Source organism: Legionella sp. PC997, assembly GCF_014109825.1.
Taxonomy (GTDB): Bacteria; Pseudomonadota; Gammaproteobacteria; order Legionellales; family Legionellaceae; genus Legionella.
On record NZ_CP059576.1, the window covers coordinates 3,311,531 to 3,327,898 of the forward strand.

The following is a 16,368-nucleotide window of genomic DNA, read 5'->3' on the forward strand; positions in this document are numbered from 1 at the left end:
AGGTCTTATTTTTCTCATTCGATTTGGCAACTGATTCAACTCTTGTTTTCAGTATGCGTAACTAAGAGATTTTTTTTGCTCGATCTCTCGTGCAATCTCTACGTTTTGAAATGGAATTAAATAATGAAAAAATTAAATGAATTTCAAATTAAAAAAATTTATCCACAAATGTCAGATATTGGAGGATTAATCAGCATAGCAGAGAGGCTGGCTCCCGAGCTGCGTAAACTACAACAATTTTGTGATACTTATAGCGTTCCAAATGATGAACTACTCAACAAAAGTACTGAACTCTTCCCACCGAAAATGATTTATATTCTTTTGTCATTAAAGAAAAGAATAGACTACTTAAAGGAATGGATGGCTTTTGTTGATGAACTCTATGGAGTCGATGCGCTCATTTGCATAATTGTTCTCCAAAATGGACTTAATGAAATACAATTCCGAAATCATTGGACTGCGTTCTTTTCAATGTGCGACAAAATGATAACCCATGTTGTTAACATTTTTAATAAAAGACTATCCGAAAATGATACAAGCCATACCCCAAAAGACATAGATGAACGATACCAGTTAATAAAACATCTTTATGTACAGATCATTAATTTTTCACTGAAAGCCAGAGAATTTATTCTCCTTTTGGACGATTCCGAGTCAAGTGACCAACACACTTTAGGTCCCTCTCTTACGCCAACAAATGAGCACCCTTTTTTTACCTTGCCAGAAGAAGTAAAGGCCCGTATCTTTTCTCATTTGAATACAGAAGATGTATTATCAACTTTGCTTGCCTCTAAGGATTTATCGAATACTGCAATGGCCTCTTTTGCAGCACGCTTTAAAAAAAATCCAACACAAGTTATCTCTTACTTAAATCAAATCACTGCTGAAGAAGCATATGACTTTGTTGAAGGATACCGATGCACCACTGAATACAAGTCACTAAAAAGTCTGATTGAACATAATATGCCAATGTCTGATCAGGAAGTTGCCTGTTACATGCTGACTCGACACGATAGCCATCTTCCCAATATTGAACAGCTGCGAACTATTTGTACCGCCACTTCTCTAGATGAAAAGACGAGAACGCATCTGCAAATTCTATTTCAAAATACTCTGGAAGTTGATATAGCGAGTCAAGCCGGTTGTTTACCCAAAAATCCTGAAAAAATGAATGCATTATTCGAGCTATTTCTGACCAATTATTTAAATAGCTATCTCAATCTTTTACCCTCCATCGACTTTGACCAGGTTAATCTTGTGGGTATTGATTTATCTCATGCTCCGCTATCACATAAGCAGATGGTTAGGATGGATATGTCTGCGACAAGATTGTGTGGCACAAATTTAAGTTATGCAAATTTGGAATCCAGCACTTTAAAGAAAGCAAATTTGCAGCATGCAAATTTACATCATACCAAGCTCGTAAAAGTCTGCTTGGACAATGCTTTTCTTCAACAAGCCAACCTAAACCATGCCGATTTGAGATACACCACCCTCTGTAAAACTATATTGAAACAAGCTAATTTGAGGTGGGCGAACCTATGTGGAGCAAAACTTGACGGTACTGTAATTGAAGGTGCTGATTTTACAGGAACCAACTTAGCCTATGCCCAGCTTATTAACCTGGATATGCGTACCGTTAACTTGAGTCAATTTAATGTTGAATGGACTTACTTGAGAAACGTACGTGTGGTTCCCGATGCTGCTCTTGAACATGTCGAGGCATTGGAAGAATTTTTTAAATCCTTTGAAAAAAATCTTGAACATCATTCTCATGGAAGTCAAATGAAATGGCGAATTCAGATGATAAAGGATCTAAAACGATTAATGTGTTCATTGTCACAAAGCCAGGAAACCTATTTGCTGTTTTTAAAAAAAATACTCGCGCATTATCCTCCTGAAACATTCACGAGCACTATTTTCAGCAAAAAACATCCATTCAAACAACTATTTGAACGATCCCAATTATTGGAGGTAGATCACGAAATAGAGGAAGTAGAGCTCCCTCTGCAAGCTGAAATGATTTCCATATTAGATAAATTGCAAGAGCGCATTGATCATCTCACTCCGGATACGCCCATCCGCTTCAAGAAATTAAGAAACAATTTTTATAACTGCGTTACCAAAGTTCCTGATATAACCAATGTGAATCAAATTTGTCGGTTCTCCACTCATCATTTTTTTCTTCTGCAACTATTTTATTTCATCGGCACGAACCAAAAGAAATTATTTAAGCCTTATTTAGTGAGTTATCCCCAAGATAATTTGAAGGCAATGCATCATTCACAACGCTATGCGAGTCAGATATTTGATGGTGAATTGTTCGACCTTAGGAAATTACAAACAATTCATCCTGAAGAGTTGGACCATTATCTTTATAATGAGGAAGATTTTATTATTAAACACAGCGGCCGCAACTTAAACAGAGTCAAATTAGGTGGTTTATTCATCAGTTATGTCCCGGGAGGAAAAGGCTCCTGCTTGTCAAAGGTTGAGATTATTGATTATGAAAACAGGTGCTTAACTTCGGGGTTTACTATCGATTCCTCCCGGTATTCCGCTTTAAAAACAGAACTATATCTTCCCTTGAATGTATTCGATGATAAGGCGACAACTGTTGAATGTAATTTATACTCTGATGAAATTTCTGCTATTCAAGCAGCTCTTGAGTTAAGAGCAAACATCACCCAATTTATTTTTGCTACCCAAAAAGGCCCTGTACCAGAATTAATTCCAATCACAAGAATCGCGCCCCTCTCCGAGGATAAAAAAACTAAATCCCCCTCCTCAATTGAGAACGCTGAGCATCTGTTATTGGGAGAAAACCCCTTTGGCTTATATCACCAAAAACCCAAAAAACCACATTCAAAGGTGGCTGAAAAAATGCTTTGCGTGCTGATGTGAGGAATTTGAAATCGCAGTTTTTTAAATTCCTCACTTAGAAATGGAGATAGAAATGGTACTCGCTGACTATTCGTGATTGTTTAGAATTCGAAACAGAAAAAAGCATTGCTTGCCCAATATCTCATATCCCTTATATTGAAAAGGAATTAGTATGAAAAATTTAAGACAACAACTTAGAACGATCTATCCTCATATACCCAACTGCAGTATTACCGATTTACTATCCCACATAGAACGATTTAATACCCAGCTCTGTGAATTACAAAACTTCTTCAATTTTTATGGCGCGCTCAGTATTGAACTACTCAAAGGCACTGATCCCTTGTCCTATAAGATGATTCATATTCTTTTGTCACTAAAGAAAAGGATTGGAAATCTACAAGAATTTTATCAGTGGGAGAATCTCATCTATGTGATTGCCCTGCAAAATGAACTTGACGATACCCAAGTTCGCAACCACTGGACTGTATTTTTTTTAACATGTGAAGCACTGCAAACCAGTATCATCAATGCTTTTGCTAAACGACTCCCCAATACTGATACAAAGCATAACGCTGAAGACATACCCCACCATAAGATTGATGATGAACTGCCCCACTTGCTAGATCAGCTTTGTGCTCAGATTGATGATTTGAAATTAACAACGTATGAATTATTTGGACTTATGAAGCACGCTGAATTGAGTGACCAACAGACGGCAATGTCTTTTATCATGCCATCAAAGGAGGAGCATCTTTTTTTTTCGATGCCAGAAGAGTTAAAAGTGAGTATTTTGTCTCATTTGGATGTAGAGGATTTAATCTCCGCCCAGCTTGCTTCAAAAGATTTTTCAAATACTGCAGGTACTGCTTTTGCAGTGCGCTTTAAAAAAAATCCAGTGCAAGTTCTCGCCCATTTAAATGAGGTCCCCCCAAAAGAAGCCTTTGACTTTGTTGAAGGATACCAACGGACAAGTGAATACAAGGCTCTAAAAAGTCTGGTTGAACATAAAATGCCAATGTCTGATTATGAGGTGGCCTGCTACATGTTGACTCGGCATCATCAAAGGCTTCCCAATATCGAACAATTAAAAAGGATTTGCACTGCTCCGCATCTTGATGAAAAGACGAGAGACCATCTACTGATACTTATCCAAAATAGCCTAGAGATTGATATAGCAAGTCAATCTACTCATTCAGAGCACAGTATGTTGGCGAAAGTAAGCGCATTATTCGATTTATTTCTAAAAACCTTTCCTAAACGCTACCTCAATATTTTACCCTCTGTCTATTTTCCAAGTATCCAATTGGTTGATGCAGACTTATCGCATGTGCCGCTTTTTCATACTTCTTTCTTCTTGATGGATATGTCCAAAATAAACTTAGCTCATGCAGACTTAAGATATGCACGTTTAGGTAGTAGCTTATTGAATTTTGCCAATATGCAACAAACAAATTTGCAATGGTCTAATTTGAGCGGTAGCTCATTGAACTTCGCTGATATGCGACAAGCAAATTTGAAAGGGGCTAATTTGAGTGGTGCTGTGCTTGATGGCACCCTCATTGATGGGGCTGATTTTACCGGCGTGAACCTAGCCTATGCTCAACTTATTAATCTGGATATGCGCAACATCGATTTGAGCCAAGTTAATGTTGAATGGTGTTATTTACACAATGTGCGCCTGGTTCCTGATTCAGCTCTTGAACATGTAGAATTATTGGAAGATTTTTTTAACTCCTTTGAAAAAAATCTTACGGAGCATTCGCTTGAGAGTCAAATCAAATGGAGGCTCCAGATGTTAAAGGATTTGAAACGACTGATGCATTCATCTGCAGAACGTCATGAAACAAATCTACTGTTTTTAAAAAAAATACTCGCGCATTATCCTCCACAAACATTATCAAGCACAATTTTTACCAAGAAACATCCATTTGACCACCTATTCGAACACGTTCAATTAATTCAAACGGAACATCCAATGGACAAGGAAAAACACCCTCTTCAGGAGGAGGTAATTTCCATACTCGATGAGTGGAAACTTCAAATTGATCGCGCCCCCTTTCCTGACTGTCGAGTCACCACTGGAGACTTAGATAAAAGATTCGGAAATTGTTTCGCAAAGGTGCCAGGGTTAACGAATGTGAATCAGATTTGTCAACTCTCAGGCAGCCATTTTTTTCTTCAGCAACTGTTTTATTTAGACTACAAATACTCAAAGATTAAACCTTATTTAGTGAATTACCCCCAACAGGAACGGAGTGTTGGAGACGATTACTCGCGCTATGCCAGCCAAATATTTGATGGCGAGTTGTTTCACCTTGAACAATTACAAAAAATTCAACCCGAAGAATTGGACAGTTATCTTTATGGGGAGGAGGACTTTATTATCAAGAAAAGTGGGCACAACTTAAACCGAGTAAAATTGGGCGGCTTATTTATCAGCTATACCCCTGGAGGGAAAGGCTATTCCCCAACTAAGTTAGAAATTATTGATTTTCAGAACAAACGTTTAAAGTTTGGGTTCAATATTGGACCTTATTCTTCAATTAATTCTGAAATCTACCTTCCTATGAATCTCTTCAATGTGGAGTCGACTCGTTATGGATATTATCTATATCCCAAAGACGTAGCCGCCACGCGAGCAGCCCTTGAATTAAGAGCAAGCGTCACTCATTATATTTTTGCAACCCAAAAAGGTCCCGTACCTGAATTGACTCCAATCACAAGAATTGCGCCTCTCTCTGAAAAAAAACATAGTGAAACCAAAACTTCGAATGGAGAAGCTGAATATCGGTTACTGGGAGCGAATCGTTATGGCTTATATCACCAAAAAGCCAAAAAACCGAGTTTAATGGTCGCTGAAAAAATGCTTTGCGTACTAACGTGAGAACATTAAGGCACATTTTATGGACCAGCACACCGTTGGTACGTAACTCTTACAACTTGTCATGGTTATTATTTTGAGTAATATTCTTGGCTTTATTTTCAAAATTTTATCACTAAGGTCTGCAATGAAATCGTATCGAAAAGAATTATGGTTCCACGTTCCAGAGCGTATGGGTTTTATCAATATTACCGAACAAGTACGTGAATGTCTGAACGATAGCTGCATACAAGAAGGATTTGTTTTAGTTAATGCAATGCACATTACTGCATCGGTTTTTATTAACGACGATGAGGAGGGTTTGCATCAGGATTATAAAAAATGGTTAGAAGAAATGGCGCCGCATAGTCCTATATCCCATTATCAACATAACAACACTGGGGAAGATAATGGGGATGCCCATATCAAAAGGCAAATAATGGGACGAGAAGTAGTTGTCGCGATTACTGAAGGAGCACTTGATTTTGGACCTTGGGAGCAGATTTTTTACGGTGAATTCGATGGATGTCGGGATAAAAGAGTATTAATAAAAATTATTGGCGAATAAAGTACCTAACAACCCAGCTCATCGTGCTACACCCTATGATTCCTCGATATGTGGGTTGATGAAAGCGGCCCATTTTTAGAAATCCTAAAAAAATCAACGACTCGTCTGATACTAAAGCCAGGGTTAAGAAACTGTATTTTTAAGCGATGGGTTGCTAAATATTCTCTATCTGTTGGCATCCCCGATCACATCAATTAGGGAAAATAGTCCAAAGCATATCATTAGCTTAAATTTACCTCAAAGGAAACAAAATCAGACCATTCTCCGTGAGCCATTTCAGTGGATTTATTTATAAAAAAAAGCGGCGCACTGCATTCCAATTAAGACGGAAATAGCGCATCGATAATTCGCTATTATTCCCTTTTAATTCTGTGTATTATCCTCAACCACTTGTTTTTATTTTAATAAAAGGGGAGTTTTATGAAGCATCTTGCAAATAATATGCTGCGCACAAAAAATATGTTGGAATTGTTGAACGCGATGGGTGTCCATTTGGACAATACCGAAGTGGTTTGTCATGATGAGCGCGTCGTTTTCCATCCAAAAACTACAAAGGAAAATGAGAATCTGGCAACTGAATTGCAAGAGCTTCTACAACAAAACACCGTAAAACCGGCCTTGAAAAGAGTAACGCTGGCTGATTTATTGACTGACGAGATTACACAAGCAACCTGTGTTGATAGTGTAACAGCGGATACCCATAAAAAATCCTGCCTTGCGGTATTGAATGTTTTACAACTCAGCGGACTCGATTTTACCATCGATGAACCACAGGAGTTCTTGAATATACCTTTACCGTCCGCCGCTTTTGCCCCCTTATTTAATTCATTAAATTATAAATTCATTCATATTGAAGACGATAAAATTAAATTTAATTTGAAAGAGTTTCTTAAAAGTCACAAACAAGAACTCATTTTAATTGATGGTAAAAAACCTTTACTTTTAGCGCACTCAAATTCATTTGAAGAAAAAAAAGTTTTTTATGCAGAAAAACAGGTTAGCGAGGACACGCTTGAAGTCACTCCTTACTTTTTTGTTCCTGATGCGCTGACACCCCCAACCTATCATTTTGTTTTAGATACCAGCAGCAGTATGGAAGGTGAACGCTTAACCAAGTTGCAAAAGAGTGTGGTTGAATTTGCTGATGCCCTATTCAAATTCCAACCTGATGCCGTGATTAATATCACCGAATTTAACGATGAGACGAAAAAGGTGGGCATAGGCAGTTATCAAAGAAAGGACCTTGTTCAATTGTCCGAAGATATCAATGGTTTAAGAGCCACAGGTCTAACTCGTCTTTTTGCTACAGTTTCCGAGCAACTATCCATGCTTAGAAAATCGTCGCAACACAATAATGTTTTATTATTTACCGATGGCGAAAATACTATAGGCCACAATCAAAAACTAAGTACTGATATAGAAGAATCTATCGATGCCTTGAAAAAGGACTCATTTCTGGTTTCAGTGCGCAATAAATTTTTCATTTTGAGTTATGGTAGAACTCAGCCGCAGGTTTTGCATAAAGTCGCTGAGCTATTTGCATCACTCGTCCTTACGACGGATACTGTTGATTTTGTGGAGGCTTTAGATAAAAAAGATAAGCTGCAGGAATGGGCTGCTGCACGGGAGTTATTTAACTGTCGTATGGAAGTGATTGATAATACCACTCTTGAGGCGAAATCAGAGGAATATGTTTGCTCTTATGACATGTCGGGTCAATTTGTAGCACTTAAGCCAAAACAATACCAAAACAATGAAACCCTGCATTTAACGATCAATGACAGTAATGGAAAAGTACTGCTGGATGATAAAAAGCTGTTGACTAAGAAATCAATGCAGACATCTGTGATGCCGGGTAGTGCAAAAACAGCAACCCAACTCGGTGTTTTTGCCGTTCAAGGAAATAAATCCAAAGAAGAAGAGAGTCTTACAACGACATACTCATCTAATTTATAATTTATAAACGGGTGGCTTATAGATAACTCTTGCTCCCCTCTTCGAGCCTTTCCCAAAGGCAGGTCGAAGGGGGGATGTTGAGTAGTGGGCAACATAGAGGATCAAGGATATATAAATTGAGTGCAACCGATGAGGATTTTTTTGGTAGAACAATAATTTATCAGACCTATGATTCTTGGGGCAATATTTTTGTTCTTGATAGAGGAAATATAAGGGCGCTAAACTTCGATCCAGTTTATGATCAGACGGGTATTTATATTCAATACCCCCATATCCCTGTACATGAATACACACGTGCCATGCTATTAGTCCTTGCATTTATAAATCCTGAGCATATTACTTTATTAGGTTTAGGAGGCGGAAGTTTGATTCATTGCCTTCATTTTCTTTTCCCCCAGTGCTCGCTTTTCTGTATTGAATTACGTGAGAAGGTTTATGAAGTAGCACTGGATTTTTTTCAATTACCGCAAAGCCCAAATATCGAAATATTAATCGCAGACGCCCACGTTGCCATGAAATTTCAAAAAAATAAGACAACGCAAGTGATTTTCGCTGATATGTATCACGAATATGGAATGGACGCATTTCAAATTCAACAAAAGTTTATCGAACAAGCTTATCGTGTTTTGGACGATTCAGGTTGGTTGGTTATTAATTTTCATGAACTTCCTGAGTTACACTCTACCTTCATCCAATACATGCGCGATTATTTTGCTGAACTATTTATCTGCCCTACTATAAGTGATAATTATATTTTATTTGCAAGTAAGGCTACAGTCTCTGACGTGCAGGCAGATCACTATCAAAATGTCCTTTCTGAATTTGAAAATAAACTCAACATTAAATTAATACGTTTACTAAAAAAAGTGAGACGCTATAGCGAATAGAAAAAATCAATTGTGATTCTGATTACTCCATTACCAAACTGCTTTACAATATAAAGAAATCAACTATGAGTTTCTTACTACTCAAACTATAGAATACAACTATGAAAAAAATATTCTTACCATTCATTATACTCATCTCTGCTTTTTTATTAACGGGATGCTGGTCCGTACAAAAAGGACAAAAATCTGGGGTCATTGTCAAGGTTGCCAAAGAAGGTAGATTTTGGGGAACCTATGAAGGAGAAATGATTCTTGGCGGTTTGGAAAATGCGAGTGGAGCAAGTGGGCGTGCTTTTCATTTCACCCTTGGACAATTCAAATCCAAACTGGTAGAACAAGCTGACTTTGCCATGCAAAATAATAAACATGTGGTTATCAGCTATCATTGTGATGCATTTACTCTTCCCTGGAGTGGCGAAACCAAATGCTTTGTAAACAAAATTGATGTATTACCGGATAAATAGAATTGGCTTCTCAAATTGCTCTTATAGAAAAAACCAATTGTGCATGTCCATTTTAAGAAATCTCTTACAAACCTTTAAGCATTGAGGATTATGAGCTTTAGAGGATTCTTGCTATGCTTTACATAACGAGGAAATAACAGTGGATGTTTGAAACGGAATTGAAGGCGTCATGGATGATGCAAAACCACAGGGAAGTGGTAACTCCTCCTCGTATATTTCTTCACTATAACAGCGCGACTCAAGTATCATTTCCCTTTCTTAAAAATTTTGTATGAGCCCTTAGGGTGTCATTCTAAATTGCTCAAGGTCAAACCCATGAGTAATACAATAATAAGCAGAAGTAGACTTCATCCTTTAGGATTTACTTTATTTGAATCCTCAATTATTTTGAGAGCATCCTCAACCATATCATTAATAGCATCGACTGAAGAGGTCGTAATCAAACTACTAAGCCCAACTTTATGAGCTCCTTGAGTAAACGCCCCTTGTCCAGTCGCAAGAGTTTGATATTCCGGGCTTAATTTATATGCCTCCAAAAACTTTGCTATTTCTTGTTTCGTGGTAAATTGTTCAATCTGTGATTTAAAATCTTTTAAGATACTAATTTTTAATCTATCGCCTTTAAGCGCTTGATATTTTTGTTTAAATTGATCTGTTGTATTATTGGCAGTATCTGTGGTCACTTCGTATTGAGCATGATCTCTTGGCTGTTTTAGGTTAGCAGGACTATATACCGTTGTAATATAAAGCGCTCTGAATGACTCTTTTAATTCTGTAAGCGTTGGGACGGATGTTTTGGACAGATAAACTGCAACAGGATCGTTTTCACTCTTAAGCACCTTTTGGAAATTAGTAACTGCTGTTTTATGCGGCTCTCTCCATTTCTCGATGTCTTTGGCACTCGCTTCCTTTACCGTGATTCCAAACTTGTCTTTCAATAGCATTTCATATTGTTTTCTTAAATCGGATAGTTCTTTTTTTTTGAGTTTAACATTTTCTGAAAAATCAGGATGGCTTATTTTATGTAGTTCCTCTTTAATCCCCATAATACTATTGGTTTTTGATTGTGCTGACATATAAAATTCTGCGGTGCTCAGAGCTTTCCCAAGACTATTTTCCTCTTTAATTGCATTCTGAATATCATCCAGTTTTTGTAAATTTATCACGGCAGTTTTTTTTGGCTCCGCTAATTGGCCCCTTTCATTGTAATTCATCTTGACGGCAATAGCCGGATCTATGCCAAGCTCGCGAATAAAAAGTTCAAATTGACTTCTTATTGTGGCTATTTCATCATTTATTTTGCTGAGTTTAAGCTCTACTTCTTCAAAAGACATTATTCTGCCTTTTGATACCACGAAACGATTTGGTTTCTTCTCAAGTCCTTCGAGTTCCTGTAGATTTAAATAATTGTCATCAAAATAATCTTCTTCCAATTCAGAACCATCTTGAGTCAAGGTTTCCCGCAAATTTATTAGTTGTTGTTCCTTGTTCACAGGATATCCATCTACGTCCGTAGTTTTATATTCTTCATGCGTAGATTGATACTCTGCGACGACTTTTTTTTCCTCACTAATTTCATTTTCTAATTGTTTTTTTAGTTCCTCTATTTCTGCTAACTCATTATCCGTAAGTAAACGTCGTCTGATTACTTCTATTTCTTTTAATTTATTACGTGCAGATTCTGCCTCTCCGCCCAGTTCCTCTATTTTTCTTTTGTCTGCTTGATGAGAACGAAGTTTGGCTAAATTACTTGTATTATTAAGGATGAGTTCTTCAGTAGTTTTTAATTGCTCAAAATAAGTAAACGGTCCATCAAACATAAAATCTACAGAAGTAGATACCTTAACAGGCTTTCCTAGTGCCTCTGAGAGATGTGAAACGGCATCATTCGTGGTTTTGATTTCATCTTCTGAGAGTTGTCTCGGTAGGCTTAATGACTGGACAAATTTACTTCTCTGGGTAAATAAAATGATTTCATCGTACCCCCCCTGACGAAGTCGCTCCACCAGATCGGCATTAAGTTTACCCTCTATAATAAGACATCCATCAATATCAACAAGCGCTACTTTCTTTTTATTATGAACTTTAACTTGTTCCAGAGTTTCAAGTTTGCCATCACTCATATTTTTTACCTTCTAACATCGGTTTGCATGATGTGCCATTGATATTACTATTGACTCTATAATTGTATATTACAAGACCCCTGTGTTCAATTTTTACAACCAATTCGTTTGCCGTTACCGTAGCTTCTCAGAGTATCTTTCCGCAATATTATAAAAAATATGATCCAGTTTGGTTTATAATATGGGGAGAAGAACATTTTGAACTCTATGAGGGAATATTATGATCAAAGGTTCCGAGCTCTTAGTTGCAGCCCTTGAGAATGAGGGCGTCCAACACATTTTTGGTATTCCTGGCGAAGAAAATCTCGATGTTGTCGAGGCCCTTCGCAACTCATCAATCGAACTGGTGCTTACTCGACACGAACAAGCAGCCGCATTTATGGCAGCGACCTATGGGCGACTAACCGGAAAGCCCGGCGTATGTATGACCACTCTTGGCCCTGGAGCACTAAATCTCACTACTGGAGCTGCCTATGCGCTTTTGGGTGAGATGCCTATGATCATGATAACGGGACAAAAGGGAATATTATCCTCCCATCAGGCGCGATTTCAAATGGTGAATACCGTAGCTACCATGCAACCTTTAACAAAGATGTCGCGCCAAATTATATCACCGTCGATGATCCCCACTATTGTGCGCGAAGCGTTTCATCTTGCTCAAGCAGAAACACCAGGACCTGTGCATTTAGAACTTCCTGAAGACATTGCCGCAGAACGAATCAAAAACGTTCCTCTCATTCCACCACACACTATTGAATATCCTGTAGCAAGTGAAGCGGCTATAAAACGCGCTGCAGAAATGATGATACAAGCCAAGCGACCTCTGGTGATGCTCGGTGCAGCAGCATCTCGTCCCCGAGCGACTAACGCGCTTGCCCAATTTATTTTGCGAACAAAAATTCCTTATTTCACCACCCAGATGGGCAAAGGGACTGTTTCGGGAGCAACCGAGCTTTATATGGGAACCGCAGCCCTTTCAGAACGGGACTACGTACATGAAGCGATAGAACAAGCGGATCTAATTATAACCATTGGTCATAGTACTGTAGAAAAACCCCCCTTTATCATGGGCAGTCATCTTAAGGTCATTCATGTTGGGTATCAATCTGCTACAGTGGAACAAATTTATTTTCCACAAGCCGAAGTTATAGGTGATATGGGGCCTTCATTAAATTTGCTTGCGGACAAACTCGAAGGCAAGCTTCCCCATGCAAACGCACTGTTACATTTACGCGAAGATATTTTGAACAAAATCGCTGCGCGAGCAACTGAAGATCGCTTTACCCCGCAACGCATGGTCTATGACGTACGGCAAGTCATGCCACATGATGGAATTCTCGCATTGGATAATGGGATGTATAAAATCTGGTTTGCCCGCAATTATCGGACGCAAATGGCAAACACCCTCCTTCTTGACAATGCTCTGGCAACAATGGGAGCTGGCCTTCCATCAGCAATCATGGCCTCACTTTTATATCCTAATCGCCGGGTAATGGCGGTATGTGGCGATGGAGGGTTTATGATGAACAGCCAAGAGTTAGAAACCGCGGTTCGGCTGAAATTAAACCTGGTAGTCCTAGTGATTGAAGATCATGCATTTGGAATGATTCGCTGGAAGCAGGCGGTGGATCATTTCCCTGATTTCGGCATGACATTTACAAATCCTGATTTAATAAAATATGCTGAGGCATATGGAGCACATGGAACCCGAGTGGAAAAAATAGAGGATTTTCGATCCATTCTGGAGAACGCATTTACTGCTGGGGGGGTTCAGCTTGTTATTTTCCCAATTGATTATTCAGAAAATAAACGTGTTCTGGTCGATGAGTTACAAAAACGTCTACCCCCAGCATCAGTGAAAAAGGGAACTTCATGAAAAAAACACTGCAAGTGGTTCAAGCATTTGATCGGATCTTAATTAAAGAAATTCCTGTCGATGATGAACACGCGCTTAAATTAAAGCTGGATACCGCTGCATCAACACTAAAAAATCGCAAAAATTGGCTCAAGCCCTATGAGCGCATGGACATTTTAAAACGCGCAGCCCAATTATTAACCTCTAAGCAGGATCATTTTGCCAAACTCATTGCGCAAGAAGGTGGAAAACCATTAACTGACGCAGCAATTGAAGTAACACGGGCCATAGATGGCTTAAACGATGCCGCAGAAGAATTGCGACATTTCGCGGGCCAAGAAATTCCTATGGGGCTTACTCCTGCAAGCGAGCATCGCTGGGCGTTTACAATTAAAGAACCTATTGGCGTAGTAGCAGCTATTTCTGCATTTAACCATCCTTTAAATCTCATTGTACATCAAGTTGCTCCAGCAATCGCAGTGGGATGCCCGGTCATCATTAAGCCTGCTTCCACCACTCCTTTATGTTGCATTGAACTCATCAACTTAGTCCGCGATGCCGGACTTCCCGAAGGATGGTGTCAAACCTTGATTACGGAAGATAATACCCTGGCGGAACAACTTGCAACCGATGAACGAATAGCTTTCTTAAGCTTTATTGGCTCTGCTAAAGTGGGATGGAGTTTACGAAGCAAGCTGTCACCTGGCACCCGTTGTGCCTTAGAGCATGGTGGTGCAGCACCCGTAATTGTAGATCGCAGCGCGAACATTCAGAAAACCACGCAATCGCTTGTCAAAGGTGGGTATTACCATGCCGGCCAAGTGTGTGTTTCCGTACAGCGTATTTTTGTGCATAAAGATATTATCACCCCTTTTATGGATGAATTCGTGAAACGAGTCACATCATTAAAGGTCGGGGATCCACTCTTCAAAGAAACCGAAGTAGGTCCATTGATTCTCCCACGTGAAACAGAACGTGTCATCTCTTGGATTGATGAAGCAGTTGCCAAAGGCGCAAAATTATTTGGTGGAGGCCGTCTTTCTGAGACAACCTTGCTTCCAGCCGTATTACTCAATCCACCTGCTGATGCTAAAGTGTCTCAATTGGAAATTTTTGGTCCTGTAACCTGTGTTTATGAATATGAACAACTCGATGAGGCAATTCATATTGCGAACTCCCTACCGGTTGCTTTTCAATCCAGCGTATTTTCTGAGGATATAGAACCTGCACTAAAAGCAGCAGAATACCTAGAGGCTTCTACCGTACTGATTAATGATCATACTGCCTTTCGTGCGGATTGGATGCCCTTTGCAGGATTAAAACAATCAGGTTACGGCATCGGAGGGATCCCATGGACAATGCACGATATGTCCAAGGAAAAAATGATTGTTTTGAAAAAGAATTAAATAGTGTGCATCAAGGCTATTTGGGAACTTAACCAGGAATTTGTCATACAACTCGATTCTTTTGGGTAAGATTTAAATTATCGTTATCAGCCGACTATACTTAACATAACGTGTTGAAAAAATTTTGATGATGGCACCCATTCTAGTTTTACAACATTCTCCTTATGAACCCTTAGGTATAATTATTAATACCTTAAAGAGTACGAATTTGCGTATTCGCTATGTCAATTTTGCTAAAGAACCCCATCGACGATTAGATATGAATTGTTATCATGGTATTGTTGTACTGGGAGGAATGATGCATCCTAGTGAGATTGATCTATACCCGCACTTAACTCATGAAATAGAATTATTGCAAGTAGCAATTGCTAAGGAAATACCCATATTGGGGATTTGTTTAGGCTCCCAACTATTGAATCTAGCTCTGGGCGGGAACTGTTATGCCTTAGAGAAACCTGAATTTGGATGGGTAAGTGTCAACAGACGTGGGGAACATGATCTATTTGGAGCTTTTTCACAGCCAATACATGTTTTTCAATGGCATCAATTTGCAAGTGAGACGGGTCCAGGTGTGGAAGTTCTTTTAGAAAACTCTCAATGTGTGCAAGCCTTTTGTTATCATCAAAATAGTATAGGGATACAATTTCATTTGGAAGTCGATCCCCATCTGATTCAACGCTGGCTAGAGCATCCCGACTATTTAGAACATTTGCTTCGTCATCTACAGCCAGAAGATATTAGTGCAATTCGCGCTGAGACCCAACTGCATTTACCTCAATCAATGACTATAGCACAACATTTTTTTACTAACTTTTGCAATTTATTTCACAGGGAAACCTCATTGCCACAAAGAGCTCGGAGAGAGCTATTTTAATTGTCAAATCACAAATAAGCGAATTTAAAAGGATGCAGCGTTAGTTTATGCAAAACCTATCACCAAGACCCCGATAAAAATTAAAAAACCACCAAGAATGACGGAAAAATTCACATGAACTTGATTAAATAGAAACCAAGTAAAAATAATGGTAAATATAGGGTAGGTTAATTCAACGATTCCCGCAATTGTAGCGTTTTTAAGTGTAATGGAGGTCGCAATAAAATAACTGGCGATGAGAACGATTGCAATCTCAGCTCCAGTTAATAAAAGAAGACCTGAGTCTGTTGTTAGTATTTGAATGTCTCTTTTCATCGTTGTAAAAAAAGAAATTACTGTAAACAATATCGCTCCAATGGTCATTTCCAATGCCAATAAGGTGATCGGTGAAATGCTATTTAATATTTTTTCCGCTAATGCGTAATTAAATCCCCATAAGATAGAGGCAAAGAGAGCGAAAGTGAACCACATGATGTACTCCATGGACAA

The 16,368-nt window shown here is 38.7% G+C and carries 11 protein-coding genes; 9 read left to right on the forward strand and 2 right to left on the reverse strand.

The features are described 5' to 3' along the window. Positions 1 to 123: 123 nt before the first annotated feature. The 6 genes from HBNCFIEN_RS14530 to HBNCFIEN_RS14555 all read left to right on the forward strand — a co-directional run bounded on the left by HBNCFIEN_RS14530 (position 124) and on the right by HBNCFIEN_RS14555 (position 9,621). Positions 124 to 2,904 (forward strand): pentapeptide repeat-containing protein, encoded by a 2,781-nt coding sequence (locus HBNCFIEN_RS14530; RefSeq protein WP_182391775.1) that lies wholly within the window; start codon positions 124 to 126, stop codon positions 2,902 to 2,904. A 151-nt stretch (positions 2,905 to 3,055) separates the two neighbouring features. After that, a complete protein-coding gene (locus HBNCFIEN_RS14535) occupies positions 3,056 to 5,770 on the forward strand; it encodes a pentapeptide repeat-containing protein (RefSeq protein WP_182391776.1) in 2,715 nt (904 codons plus the stop codon). 124 nt (positions 5,771 to 5,894) lie between these two features. Continuing rightward, a complete protein-coding gene (locus HBNCFIEN_RS14540) occupies positions 5,895 to 6,314 on the forward strand; it encodes a secondary thiamine-phosphate synthase enzyme YjbQ (RefSeq protein ID WP_182391777.1) in 420 nt (139 codons plus the stop codon). A gap of 420 nt (positions 6,315 to 6,734) precedes the next feature. Then, positions 6,735 to 8,270, forward strand: a complete 1,536-nt coding sequence (locus HBNCFIEN_RS14545; RefSeq protein WP_182391778.1) for a vWA domain-containing protein — start codon at positions 6,735 to 6,737, stop codon at positions 8,268 to 8,270. 116 nt (positions 8,271 to 8,386) lie between these two features. Next, entirely contained in the window at positions 8,387 to 9,157 is a 771-nt protein-coding gene (locus HBNCFIEN_RS14550) for a methyltransferase domain-containing protein (protein WP_255464235.1), read from the forward strand. Between the two features lie 101 nt (positions 9,158 to 9,258). Continuing rightward, positions 9,259 to 9,621: a hypothetical protein gene (locus HBNCFIEN_RS14555; RefSeq protein WP_182391780.1), complete on the forward strand. Its 363-nt coding sequence runs from the start codon at positions 9,259 to 9,261 to the stop codon at positions 9,619 to 9,621. 347 nt (positions 9,622 to 9,968) lie between these two features. Here HBNCFIEN_RS14555 and HBNCFIEN_RS14560 read toward each other — a convergent pair whose 3' ends face one another. After that, positions 9,969 to 11,744: a hypothetical protein gene (locus HBNCFIEN_RS14560; RefSeq protein WP_182391781.1), complete on the reverse strand. Its 1,776-nt coding sequence runs from the start codon at positions 11,742 to 11,744 to the stop codon at positions 9,969 to 9,971. 220 nt (positions 11,745 to 11,964) lie between these two features. On the opposite strand from HBNCFIEN_RS14560, the gene HBNCFIEN_RS14565 reads away from it, so the two are divergent. From HBNCFIEN_RS14565 to HBNCFIEN_RS14575, 3 genes are all read left to right on the forward strand, one after another. Beyond that, the gene (locus tag HBNCFIEN_RS14565) at positions 11,965 to 13,620 is read left to right on the forward strand and encodes an acetolactate synthase large subunit (RefSeq protein WP_182391782.1); all 1,656 of its coding nucleotides are present in this window, start codon (positions 11,965 to 11,967) and stop codon (positions 13,618 to 13,620) included. After that, a complete protein-coding gene (locus HBNCFIEN_RS14570) occupies positions 13,617 to 15,005 on the forward strand; it encodes an aldehyde dehydrogenase family protein (RefSeq protein ID WP_182391783.1) in 1,389 nt (462 codons plus the stop codon). Before HBNCFIEN_RS14565 ends, HBNCFIEN_RS14570 begins: the two co-directional genes overlap by 4 nt. Before the next feature lie 127 nt (positions 15,006 to 15,132). Continuing rightward, positions 15,133 to 15,879 (forward strand): type 1 glutamine amidotransferase, encoded by a 747-nt coding sequence (locus HBNCFIEN_RS14575; protein WP_182391784.1) that lies wholly within the window; start codon positions 15,133 to 15,135, stop codon positions 15,877 to 15,879. Between the two features lie 45 nt (positions 15,880 to 15,924). Here HBNCFIEN_RS14575 and HBNCFIEN_RS14580 read toward each other — a convergent pair whose 3' ends face one another. Then, on the reverse strand, positions 15,925 to 16,350 hold the full coding sequence (locus HBNCFIEN_RS14580; protein ID WP_182391785.1) for a DMT family transporter: 426 nt from the start codon (positions 16,348 to 16,350) through the stop codon (positions 15,925 to 15,927). Positions 16,351 to 16,368: the final 18 nt, after the last annotated feature.

Excerpts from the sequence above, each read along its gene's own strand:
- HBNCFIEN_RS14530 (WP_182391775.1), top strand. The coding sequence starts at position 124 with ATGAAAAAATTAAATGAATTTCAAATTAAAAAAATTTATCCACAAATG.
- HBNCFIEN_RS14535 (WP_182391776.1), top strand. The coding sequence starts at position 3,056 with ATGAAAAATTTAAGACAACAACTTAGAACGATCTATCCTCATATACCC.
- HBNCFIEN_RS14540 (WP_182391777.1), top strand. The coding sequence starts at position 5,895 with ATGAAATCGTATCGAAAAGAATTATGGTTCCACGTTCCAGAGCGTATG.
- HBNCFIEN_RS14545 (WP_182391778.1), top strand. The coding sequence starts at position 6,735 with ATGAAGCATCTTGCAAATAATATGCTGCGCACAAAAAATATGTTGGAA.
- HBNCFIEN_RS14555 (WP_182391780.1), top strand. The coding sequence starts at position 9,259 with ATGAAAAAAATATTCTTACCATTCATTATACTCATCTCTGCTTTTTTA.
- HBNCFIEN_RS14560 (WP_182391781.1), bottom strand. The coding sequence starts at position 11,744 with ATGAGTGATGGCAAACTTGAAACTCTGGAACAAGTTAAAGTTCATAAT.
- HBNCFIEN_RS14565 (WP_182391782.1), top strand. The coding sequence starts at position 11,965 with ATGATCAAAGGTTCCGAGCTCTTAGTTGCAGCCCTTGAGAATGAGGGC.
- HBNCFIEN_RS14570 (WP_182391783.1), top strand. The coding sequence starts at position 13,617 with ATGAAAAAAACACTGCAAGTGGTTCAAGCATTTGATCGGATCTTAATT.
- HBNCFIEN_RS14575 (WP_182391784.1), top strand. The coding sequence starts at position 15,133 with ATGATGGCACCCATTCTAGTTTTACAACATTCTCCTTATGAACCCTTA.
- HBNCFIEN_RS14580 (WP_182391785.1), bottom strand. The coding sequence starts at position 16,350 with ATGTGGTTCACTTTCGCTCTCTTTGCCTCTATCTTATGGGGATTTAAT.